Raw genomic sequence first — 11,153 nt, forward strand, 5'->3', positions numbered from 1 at the left:
CGGAGCCCGGTCCGCAGTGTGCGAGCGGCGCCAGTCCCTCACCCGCGCGAGCTCGGACCCCGTCCACCGTCGACGCGCGAGCGGCGCACTAGCCAGAGGCCGAGGGCCAGCAGCAGAAGGCTGAGCGCCGTCAGTGGGACCACGCCAGCCGGCAGGCCGGTGTCCGGCAGCAGGCCGCCGCCACCGGTGTCGTCAGCAACCTCGTCGCCGCCGTCGCCGCCGTCGCTGCCACCGGTGTCCCCGTCGTCACCGCCGCCGCCCTCGTCGGCGAGGACCTCGACGACCGCCTGGTCCTGCACCTCGACCGTCCCGCCCCCAGGGGCGGAGGTCGTGGCGACCGCGGTGTTGGGCACCCGGCCGGAGGCGTCGGCGTCGATCCGCGCGACGAGTCGTACGACTCCCTCGGTCCGGGGCCGCAGGGTCGGGAACACGGCGGTGAGCCGGCGCGCGGTCGTGGTGACCTCGCCCTCACCGGCGGTGATGCGGGCCGAGACGACGGTCAGGTCCTCGTCGAGCTCGTCGACGACCCGGACGTCGGGGGCCGCCGACGGGCCGCGGTTGCCCACGGTGATCGTGTAGGTGACCCGCTCGCCCGCGTCGGCGGTGCGGGAGGAGGCGGACTTCTCGATCGTGAGACCGGTGCCCGTGCCGACCGTCGCGGTGACCGTGGCGCTGTTGTCCGTCCCGTCGGGGTCCGGCGTGGCCGCGGTGACGTTCGCCGTGTTGCTCACCGCACCGGTGTGCGCCGGGTCGACCGTCGCCGTGACGGTGACCGTGGCGGATCGGCCGGTGCCGAGGGTCGGCAGCGTGCAGGTGACCTCGCGGCCCTCGACGCGGCAGGTGCCGCCATCGGTCGCGGTCGCGGCCGCCTCGCCGAGGACCTCGTCGAGGCGGTCGGAGACCACCACGTCGCGCGCCGCGGAGGGGCCGTCGTTGCGCACGACGAGCGTGAAGGTGAGCTGCTCGCCGGCCACCGGAGTCGCCGGTGACACCGTCTTCGTGATGGACACGTCGGCGCTCGGCGCGCTGTCGGCGGCGGCGGTCGCGGTGTTGTCGCCCGGCGTGGTGTCGGTCGGGGACGCCACCGTGGCGGTGTTCCGCAAACGTCCGGTGAACGCCTCGTCCAGCCTTCCCGAGACGGTGAGCGTCTCGGTGCTGCCGGACGGCACGTCGCCCAGCTCGCAGGTCACCAGGCCAGCAGCGACGGTGCAGGGCGCGCCGGCGGTCACTCCCGTCACGGCGTCGGGCACCGGGTCGGTGACCACGACGTCGCGAGCGGTTGACGGACCGGCGTTGGCCACCGTGACGGTCCAGGTGACCGTCCGGCCCGGCACCGGCGGTCCGCCGTCGAGCGTCTTGGTGATCGAGACGTCGGCCCGTGGGCGCGCCGTGCCGCGTGCGGTGGAGCTGTTGTTGTCGGGGTCCGGATCCGCCGTGCCGGCATCCACCACGGCGGTGTTGGCGAGGTCGCCGGTGTAGTCCGACGGCAGTCGCGCGGTGATGGTGACGGTGACGTCGTCGCCGGGGGCCAGGTCGCCGAGTCCGCAGGTGACCTCGTTGCCAGGGTCCACCTCACAGGTGGCGGTGGCGCTGGTCGTGGCGGTGACGTCGGTCAGCTCGTCGGGCACGTCGTCGGTCAGGACCACGGCGCGGGCGAGGGACGGTCCGGCGTTGGCGACGACGACGGTCCACGTGGTGTCCTGGCCCGGCACCGGGTCGGCCGGCGTCGCCGTCTTGGTGACCGACACGTCGGCGCGCGCGTCGGCGTCGCCGGTGGCGGTGGCCGTGTTGTTGGCCGGGACCGGGTCGGGAGTGTCGGCCTCGACCACCGCGGTGTTCTCGAGCTCGCCCGTGAAACCGGCGGGGACGCCGCCGGTGATGCTCACGGTGACGTCCTCACCGGGGGCGAGGTCGCCGAGCTGGCAGGTGACCTCGTTGCCGGGGTCCACCGTGCAGGTCGTCGTACCTGTCGTGGCGCTGACGCCGGTCAGCTCGTCCGGTACGTCGTCGGTCAGGACGACGGTGCGAGCCACGGACGGTCCGGCGTTGGCGACGACGACGGTCCAGGTGGTGTCCCGGCCGGGCACGGGGTCGGCCGGCGTCGCGGTCTTGGTGACCGACACGTCGGCGCTCGGCGCCGTGCCGCTGCTGGCGGTGGCGCTGTTGTTGCCCGGGACCGGGTCTGGCGTGTCCGCGTCCACCACTGCGGTGTTGGCCAAGGCCCCGGTGAACCCGGCCGGGACGCGACCGGTGATCGTGACCGTGACGCCCGTGGCGGGCGCGAGGACGCCGAGGTCGCAGGTGACCTCGTTGCCGGCCGCCACGCTGCAGGTGGCGGGCGCACCGGTCGTCGCGGTGACGCCCGTGAGCTGGTCGGGGACGTCGTCGGTCAGGACGACGCCGCGAGCGACCGACGGGCCGGCGTTGGTGGCCACCACCGTCCAGGTCACGTCGCGACCCGGCACGGGGCTCGCCGGGGCGACCTGCTTGGTGACCGAGACGTCGGCCTCGGGTGCGACGGTCGCCTGGGCGGTGTCGCTGTTGTTGCTCAGGTCGCCGTCCGGCGTGGCCGAGGAGACCTCGGCGGTGTTGTCGAGGTCGCCGGTGAACGCGGCGGGCACGCGACCGGTGATGGTGACCGTGATGGTGGAGGCGGCGCCGCCCACGTCGAGATCGCCGAGGTCGCACGACACGCGGTTGCCGGTCCCGACGCTGCACGGCGAGCTCGCCGTGACGCCCGTGAGCTCGGCGACGACGTCGTCCGTGACCACCACGTCGCGGGCCACCGACGGGCCTCGGTTGGTGACGGTGACGGTCCAGGTGATGTCGCGTCCCGGGACCGGCGTGGCGGGCGAGACCGTCTTCACGATCTCGAGGTCCGCGCCGGGTGCGGTCGTCGGGTCGGCGGTCGAGGAGTTGTTGCCGGGAGTGTCGTCGGTGGGGGAGGCCACCGTGGCGGTGTTGCTCAGCGGGCCGGTGAAGCCCGCGGGCACCTGTCCGGTCAGGGTGATGACGACGGGCGAGGTGCTGGGCAGCAGGTCGCCGAGGTCGCACGTGACGTCGTTGCCCGCGGTGATCGTGCACGGGTTCGGGCTCGACCCCGTGCCGGCGGTGAGGCCGGTGATGCGGTTGTCGACGTCGTCGCGCACGACGACGTCGCGCGCCACCGACGGGCCGGTGTTGGTGACCAGGACGGTCCACGTGACCTCCGCGCCGGGGACCGGGTTCGCGGGCGACACCGTCTTGGTGATCCCCACGTCGGCCCGCGCCGCGGCGGTGCCCGTCGCGGTGGCGGTGTTGTTGTCCGTGTCGGCGTCCGGGGTGGCCGAGGCGACGGTGACCGTGTTGGCGAGCGTGCCGGTGAAGTCGGCGTCGAGCCGGCCCGTCAGCGTCACGGTGGTGCTCGACGGGGGCAGGTCGCCGAGGTCGCAGCTGACCTCGTTGCCCGACACCGTGCACGCGTCCGGGACCTGGCTCGAGGCGGTCACGCCGGTGACGGCGACCGGCACGTCGTCGGTGAGCACGACGTCGCGCGCGACGGACGGACCGTTGTTGGCGACGACCACCGTCCAGGTGACGTCCTCGCCCGGGACGGGTGCGGCGGGGGTCAGCGACTTGGTCACCGAGACGTCGGCGGTCGGGGCGGCGGTGCCGTTCGCGGTGTCGGTGTTGTTGGCGGGGTCGCCGTCGGGGGTGAGGGCGGTGACGGCGGCGGTGTTGTCGAGGTCGCCGGTGAAGCCGGCGGGCAGGTCGCCGCGGATGGTGATGGTCACGGTGGCGCCGGGACCGGTGGCCGGGAGGTCGCCGAGCTCGCAGGTGACCTCGTTGCCGGCGACGACGGTGCACGGGTTCGACGGTGCGCCGGTGGTGGCGGTGAGGCCGGTGAGGGCGTCCGCGACGTCGTCGCGGACGACGACCCCGCGGGCGACGGAGGGTCCGTTGTTGGTGACGACGACGGTGTAGGCGACCTCCTCGCCCGGGACCGGTGCGGCGGGGGCCAGCGACTTGGTCACCGACACGTCCGCGCTCGGCGCCGTACCGGTGCTGACCGAGGCGCTGTTGTTGCCCGGGGTGGTGTCGGTGGGGGAGGCGACGGTGGCGGTGTTGCCGAGCGAGCCGGTGAAGCCGGCGGGCACCCCGCCCGTGAGCGTGACGACGACGGAGCCGGGCGCCACGGCCCCCAGCTCGCAGGTGACGACGTTGCCCGCGGCGACCGTGCACGGGTTCGGGGTGGCGCCGGTCGTGGCGGTCAGGCCCGTGATCGCGTCGTCGACGTCGTCGGCGACGACGACGTCCCGTGCGACGGAGGGTCCGGCGTTGGCCACGGTGACGGTCCACGTGACGTCCTGGCCGGGCACCGGCGGGTTCGGCGCGACGGCCTTGGTGATGGACACGTCGGCCTGGGCGAGGACCGTCGACTCGGCCGTGTCGCTGTTGTTGCCCGGCACGGGGTCGTCGGTCGGGGAGGTGACGGTCGCGGTGTTGCTGAGGGCGCCGGTGTAGTCGGCCGGCAGGCGTCCGGACAACGTCACGACGGCCTGGGAGCCGGTGCCGGAGGCGGCCAGGTCCCCCAGGTCGCAGGTCACCGCGTTGCCGGCGGCGACCGTGCACGCACCCGGACGTCCGGCCGCCGTCGCGGTGAGGCCGGTCACGGCGTCCGCGACGTCGTCGGTGAGGAGCACCTGGCGGGCGACGGACGGGCCGGCGTTGGCCACGGTGACGGTCCACGTCACGTCTGCGCCGGGTACCGGTCGCTCGGGGGCGACGGTCTTGGTGACCGAGAGGTCGGCGCTGGTCCCCACCAGCGTGGTCACCGAGTCCTCGTTGTTCTCGGCGTCGCGGTCGATGGTCTCGGAGCTGATGCGGGCGGAGTTGGTCAGCGCGCCGGTGAATCCCGGGGCGATGGTGGCGTCCACGTAGCCGATGACGCGTGCGGGCAGCCCCGACCTGAAGACGGGTCCGGAGCAGAAGACGGTCGCCGCCGCCGGGTTGTCGACCGTGCCGGCGTTGACGGGCTGGCGCAGCTCGCACTCCGCCGTCGCCGGCTGGCCCTCGAGGGTCGGGCGGCGCACCACGACGTCCGTGAGGCCGCTGGGCAGCTGGTCGATGAAGTCGACGTCGAGGGCGTCGGAGGGGCCGTTGTTGTAGGTCGACAGCGTGTAGGTGATCCGCTGCCCGGCGACGGGGGTCGGGTCGTCGATGGTCTTGATGATCTCGAGGTCGGTGATCCGGGTGATCGGCGACGTCGCCGTCGCGGTGTTGTTGCCCGGCACCGGGTCGGGCGTCGTTGCGCTCACCTGCACCGTGTTGGCGAGGGTGGCGCCGGCGTACGACGACGCCAGCGTGCCGACGATGGTGACCACGCGCTGGCCCGGTGTCCGGTCACCGAGGTCGCAGGTCACCTGCTGACCGGAGACCGTGCAGGGGGTGGCCGTGCCGTGGAACGCCGACGTCACCGTGACGGCGGCGGGAACCGTGTCGGTGACGACGATGCCGCGGGCCGTGGACGGGCCCGCGTTGTTGACGACGATGCTCCAGCTCACGGCGCCACCGGGCACGAGGCTGTCCCCGTTGGCGGTCTTGGTGACCTGGACGTCGGCCTCCGTCACCACGTCGACGGTGACCTGCGACGTGTTGTTGGCGGGCACGGGGTCGGCCGTGGCGGAGGAGACCTCCGCCTGGTTCGCCCGGGCACCGGCGGCGGCGCCCGGACCCGTGCCGCCCACCACGACGATGGTCACCGGGGCGCCCGGCTCGACGTCACCGAGGTCGCAGGCCACGACCTGGCCGCTGATCGTGCAGGAGCCGGCGGAGGCGGTGGCGGCGGCGGGGACGATGCCGGCGGGCAGCACGTCGGCGACCACGGTGTCCGCGGCCAGCGACGGACCGTTGTTGACGACCGTCAGGGTGTAGGTCACGCCCTCACCGGCCGCGACCTCCGTGGCGGAGGCGGTCTTCACGATCGCGAGGTCAGCGCTGGGGGTCACCGGGGTGGTGGTCTCGGAGCGGTTGTTGCCGCCCGTGCCCGTGTCAGTGCTGCTGGTCACCTCGGCGACGTTGGTCACCGGGGTCGACCGGTCGGGGTCGACCGACACGCGGATCCGCGCCTGCGCCGTCGCTCCGGCGGGCAGGAGGTCCCGCCGGCAGGTGACGAGCTGGCCCACGACGGTGCAGGTGCCGCCGTCGAACGTCGCCTCCAGCACGTCGAGCGACGCGTCGAGGGTGTCGGTCACGACGACGTCGCGGGCGTCCGAGGGCCCGTCGGTGGTCACGTCGACGAGGTAGACGCCCTCGGCGCCCGGCACGAAGGAGTCCGACTGGGCGGACTTCGCGACCCGCACGTCCGTCACCTCGGTGACGGTCGTGGTGTGGTCGTCGGTGTTGTTGGCCGGGGCCGGGTCGCTGGTCGTCGACGAGACGCTGCCGGTGTCGACGAGCTCCGTGCCCGCCACGACGCCCGAGTCCACCGTGCCGCGGACGGTGACGGTCGTCGAGGCGCCGGGGGCGAGGTCACCGAGGGGGCAGGTCACGACACCGCCGTCGACGGTGCAGGTCGCTCCCGTGGCGCCCGCGAACGTCACCCCGGTGGGGAGGGAGTCGGTGAGCCGCACGTCGGTGGCCGTCGACGGACCGTCGTTGCTCACGAGCAGCGTCCACTCGCCCTCACGACCCGCGGCCAGCGTCGACGTACCGCTCTTGGTGACGGACAGGTCGGCGCTGCGGACCACCTCGGTGGTCGCCGAGGCGGTGTTGTTGTCGAGGGAGGGGTCGGTCGGCGTCGCGGACGTGACCCGGGCGTCGTTGGTGAGGGCGCCGGCGGCCGCGCCGGGAGCCACCGTGCCGGTCACCTCGACCACGAGCTCGGCCCCGCTGGCCAGCGTGGCCACCGTGCAGGAGACGTTGTTGCCGCTCGTCGCGGCGCAGCTCGCGCCCGTCGTGGGCGACGTGGCGACCACGCCCGTCACGCGCGCGCCGATGGTGTCGGTCACCGTGACGCCGTTGGCGGCCGACGGGCCGGTGTTGCGGGCGATGATCCGGTAGCTCACGGTCTGTCCCGCGACGACCGGGCTCGGGGTGACGGTCTTGGTGAGCTCCACATCCGCCTGGGCGGCGGTGGGGAGGGTGAAGGCGGCGCTGTTGTTGCCGGCCACCGGGTCGGGGGTCGGGGAGGAGGCGCTCGCCGTGTTGGTCACGCCCTGCCCGCTGCCGTCCTGCGGCGTGCCGGCGCGCACGGTGACGGTGACGCTGCCGCCGACCGGGATGTCGCCCACGGCGCACGTCACGGTCGTGGGCGTCCCGCTCGTGGCACAGGTGCCCTGCGTGGTCGACGAGCCGACGTAGGTCAGCGGGACGGGCACCGGGTCCACCACGGTCACCGCGCGGGCGATCGACGGACCGTCGTTGGTGACCACGACGGAGTACGTCGCGACGTTGCCGGCGAGCACGGGGACCGGGGTTGCCGACTTGGTGACCGAGAGGTCCGCGCTGGTGGTCACCGGGACGCTCGAGGTGCCGGTGTTGTTGCCCGGCGCCGGGTCCGCGGTGGGTGAGGTGGCCGTCGCGGAGTTGACGAGGGTGCCGGTGGCTCCGGCGTCGAGCTGGGCGTTGACGGCCACCTCCACCGAGCGGCCGGCGGCGAGCGTCCCGAGGTCGCACTGGACGCGACCGGCGGCCGAGACCGTGCAGGAGCCGGCGGTCGGGGTGGCTGCCACGCCGGACAGGGCGGCCGGCGCCTGGTCGTCGAGGGTCACGGCGGCAGCGTCGGAGGGTCCGTCGTTGCGGACCGTGACGACGTACTGCACGCCGCGTCCGGCGACCACCGGGGAGGTGACCGCCTCCTTGGTGACGACGAGGTCGGCACGCGGCGCCTGGGGCGTGACGGTGACGGTGGCGGCGTTGTTGGAGGAGTCGGGGTCCGGCGTGGTGGAGCCGACGCGTGCGTTGTTGGTGAGCGGGACGCTCGTGGCACCGGACGGGACGTCCGCCACCACGGTGACCGTGGCGGACTCGCCCGGGTCGAGACCCGCTGCGGTGCACGACACCTGGCTCCCGGTGACCTCGCAGGTGCCGCGGTCCGTCGTCGCGGAGCTGACCGCGAGGGTGGCGGGAAGGGTGTCGGTGATCGTGACGTCGGCTGCCCGCGAGGCGCCGTCGTTCGTCGCCACGAGGGTGTAGGTCACGGCCGTCCCGGGGACGGGGTCGGTCGGGGACGCGGACTTCGTGAGGCCGAGGTCGGCCTGCCGAAGGACCGTGGTGGTGGCGGAGGCGCTGTTGTTGCCGGGGTTCGGGTCCGAGGTCGCCGCCGAGATCCGGGCGACGTTGGTCAGCGCGGTGGCCGCCGAGCCCGGAGGCACGCGCACGACCACCGACACCGTCGCCGTGGCGCCGGAGGCGAGGGCGCCGAGGCCGCAGGTCAGGGTCGGGCTGCTGAACGAGCAGGTCCCGGTCGACGGGTTGCTCGAGACCAGGACGACGCCCTCGGGGAGCGTGTCGACGACCTGCACCCCGGCGGCGGCGTTCGGGCCCGCGTTGCGGGCGGTGAGGGCGTACGTCACCTGGTTGCCGGCGAGCACCGGCTCCGGGGCGGCGGACTTGGTGAGGGACACGTCCGCCTCCGCAGCGACCGGGGTCGCCACCTCGGCCGTCGTGTAGGTGTAGTCGCGACCGATGGTCTCCGCGCGGTAGGCCAGCGCGGCGCTGTTGCGCAGGGTCGTGCCCGCGCCGGCGGTGTCGACGCGGACACGGAAGGCGGCGGTCGTCGTCGCGGAGGGAGCGAGGCGGCCACCGACGGTCGCGGTCGCCCCCGTGCCGACCCGCAGCCGCACGGTGCGACTGGCGGCGACGAACTCGCCCTGGTCGTCGCCGGCCGCGTCGGTCTTCGCGCCCTGGTTGGCGCCGGCGGTCACGCGCAGCGAACCGGGCACGAAGGACGTCCCGGCCGGGATGGGGTCGGTCACCACGGCGTTCGTGGCCGCGTCCTCGCCGGTGTTGCTGAACGTCACGGAGTACTCGAGGACGTCGCCGACCTTGGCCGGGGTGTTGCCCGACAGGTTGGTGACCGACTTGCTGCCCTGGATCGTCGGCGCGTAGAGGTCGATCTGCGTGGTGAGGGCCGCGGGGTAGTAGAAGTCGCCGGTCGAGGCGAAGCGCAGGTTCGCCGAGGTGGCGCCGTTGGGGATCGTGCCGGGCGCGTCGACCACCTTGGCGTCGATGCCGAGGTTGTTGAGCGAGGCCGGCGTGCGGTTCGTGAGGTTGGCGCCGCCGTTGGTGATGCGGCTGCCGAAAAAGTTGGCCGAGGGGCTCTGGGCGTCGGCAAGGCGGCTGGTGCCGACCTGGAAGTAGTCGCCGGTGATGCCGGCGTCCCCTTCGTAGGTCACGCCCCCGAACCGCGCGCCGACGGCGCCGGTCGGAGGAGCGAGGAACCCGGAGATGGTCGTGTCGACGGTCTCGTTGCTGACGACGGTCGCATAGCCGCTGAACACGGTGAGGTCGCGCAGCGGGGCGGCGGGGTCCTCGACCGCCACCACGAGGCTCCACCCGGCATACCGGTCGACGCCGGTGGCGGCCACGATGTCGGCGCCCCAGTAGGTGCCGGGGCCCGCGCCACGCACGAGGTCGGTGACGTTGCTGTAGGCCGAGTAGTCGAGGGTTGCGCTGGTCGTCTGGTTGTCGACCTGCTGCGCAGCCACCGTCTGGTACGACGCCGAGCCGGGCACGCGGAACCGGATGTTGCCGACCGTCCCGGACGCGGCCACGCCACTGGTGCCGGCGGTGCGCGCGCCGCCCCAGAAGAGACCGGCGTAGAGGACACGGGCGCCTGGCGGGATGGCGAGGTTGGCCGACGACGAGCGGGTCGTGGACGGGTCGGCGTCGGTGTCCAGCGGCACCATCGTGAAGTTGTTGTTGCTGGACGCGGTCGCGCCGCTCAGCGCCTGGGCGCACCCCGTCGCCGTGCCGCAGCTGAGCACGGAGTTGCCGGTGACCTGGATCGAGCCGTTGGTCTGGGTGGAGAACACCTCGGTGAAGGGACGGATGACCGCCGCGTCCGCGCGGTCGGCCGGGAGCACCACCGCGAGGGCGAGGCTCACCGCCACGAGCAGGAGCGAGGCGCAGATGCGCAGCCACGAGGAGACGGGGGTACGAGCGCCCAGCATGGTGGTCCTTCACAGCTCTGGGGCGCCCCCGACGTGACGGCGCGCTGCCCCGTCACTCCCTCCTCGGGAATGCCTCAATCGAGTAACAATCGAGCAACACACTACGTCCGACGGGGGTCGGTGTCTGGTCAGACTCGGAATTGAGCGATCGGTTCAGCGGCGCGAGGGGGTCCAGAGCACTCGGAGCAGTTCAGCCGGCGATCCGCGATCGATCCTCGTCCTCGGTCATGGTGGGCGGACGTAGGAGCCAGCGGCGCTGCCCACGAGCTCCGCGAGCGGTCAGCCCGTCGTCTGCCGACCCGCGCCGTGACGGGCGAGGGCACCAGGCGGGCGGACCGCGGCTCGCACCGTCCATTCGTAGTGCGTGCGGTTGCGCGTCACCTCGGCCAGGATCAGGCACGAGACCGGGAGCTCGGCCTCGAAGTCGCTGTGTCGCGACGTGAGCTCCTGGACCTCGGCTGCCGCCACGGAGCGATTGACGTAACCCAGGCTCACGTGTGGCTGGAAGTCGTCCTCGACCGTGTGGTCCGTCGTCAGGCCGAGAGCATCCTGGGTGTGCGCGCACAGCCTCTGCTGCAATCGTGCGAGCTGCTGCCGTGGCCGGGCTCCCAGCACGACCGCGCTGCCCATCCCCCCGGGGGGTCCCACCGTGAGCGCAGTGAGGTCGAGCGCCGGGAGACGTCGCGTGATGCTCCGGACCGCCTCGTCGACCTGACCGTCGGTCACCTCGTCGACGAAGGCGACCTCGCACAAGGTCAGGTGCATCCAGCGGAGAGGGATCGGCTCGAGCCACGACGTGTCACTGATCGAGTCCAGGAGCGCGGACGGGACTGCCCGGGCCACCTGAGCCGGGTCGAAGGACAGGTACCAGTACAAGCAGGGCCGGTCCTCGGTCCACTCCGGCCGCCAGCCCCAGTGGTGGTCGAGCATGTCGGAACGACGCTGACGGGGTCGTGGCAGGTGCGCCGGACACATCAGGCAAGTGCTCCCAGCCCCGTG

2 protein-coding genes are annotated in these 11,153 nt (G+C 73.5%); both read right to left on the reverse strand.

Features of this window, described 5'->3' with window-relative positions; all coding sequences use genetic code 11:
* Window positions 1-38: 38 nt before the first annotated feature.
* A complete protein-coding gene (locus tag HN031_RS15225; RefSeq protein WP_172271866.1) occupies window positions 39-10,154 on the reverse strand; it encodes a DUF11 domain-containing protein in 10,116 nt (3,371 codons plus the stop codon).
* Window positions 10,155-10,433: 279 nt separating this feature from the next.
* Entirely contained in the window at window positions 10,434-11,084 is a 651-nt protein-coding gene (locus HN031_RS15230; protein ID WP_172271868.1) for a 2'-5' RNA ligase family protein, read from the reverse strand.
* Between the last annotated feature and the right edge of the window lie 69 nt (window positions 11,085-11,153).

This window comes from Nocardioides sp. zg-1308, assembly GCF_013155375.1.
GTDB classification, from domain to species: Bacteria; Actinomycetota; Actinomycetes; order Propionibacteriales; family Nocardioidaceae; genus Nocardioides; species Nocardioides renjunii.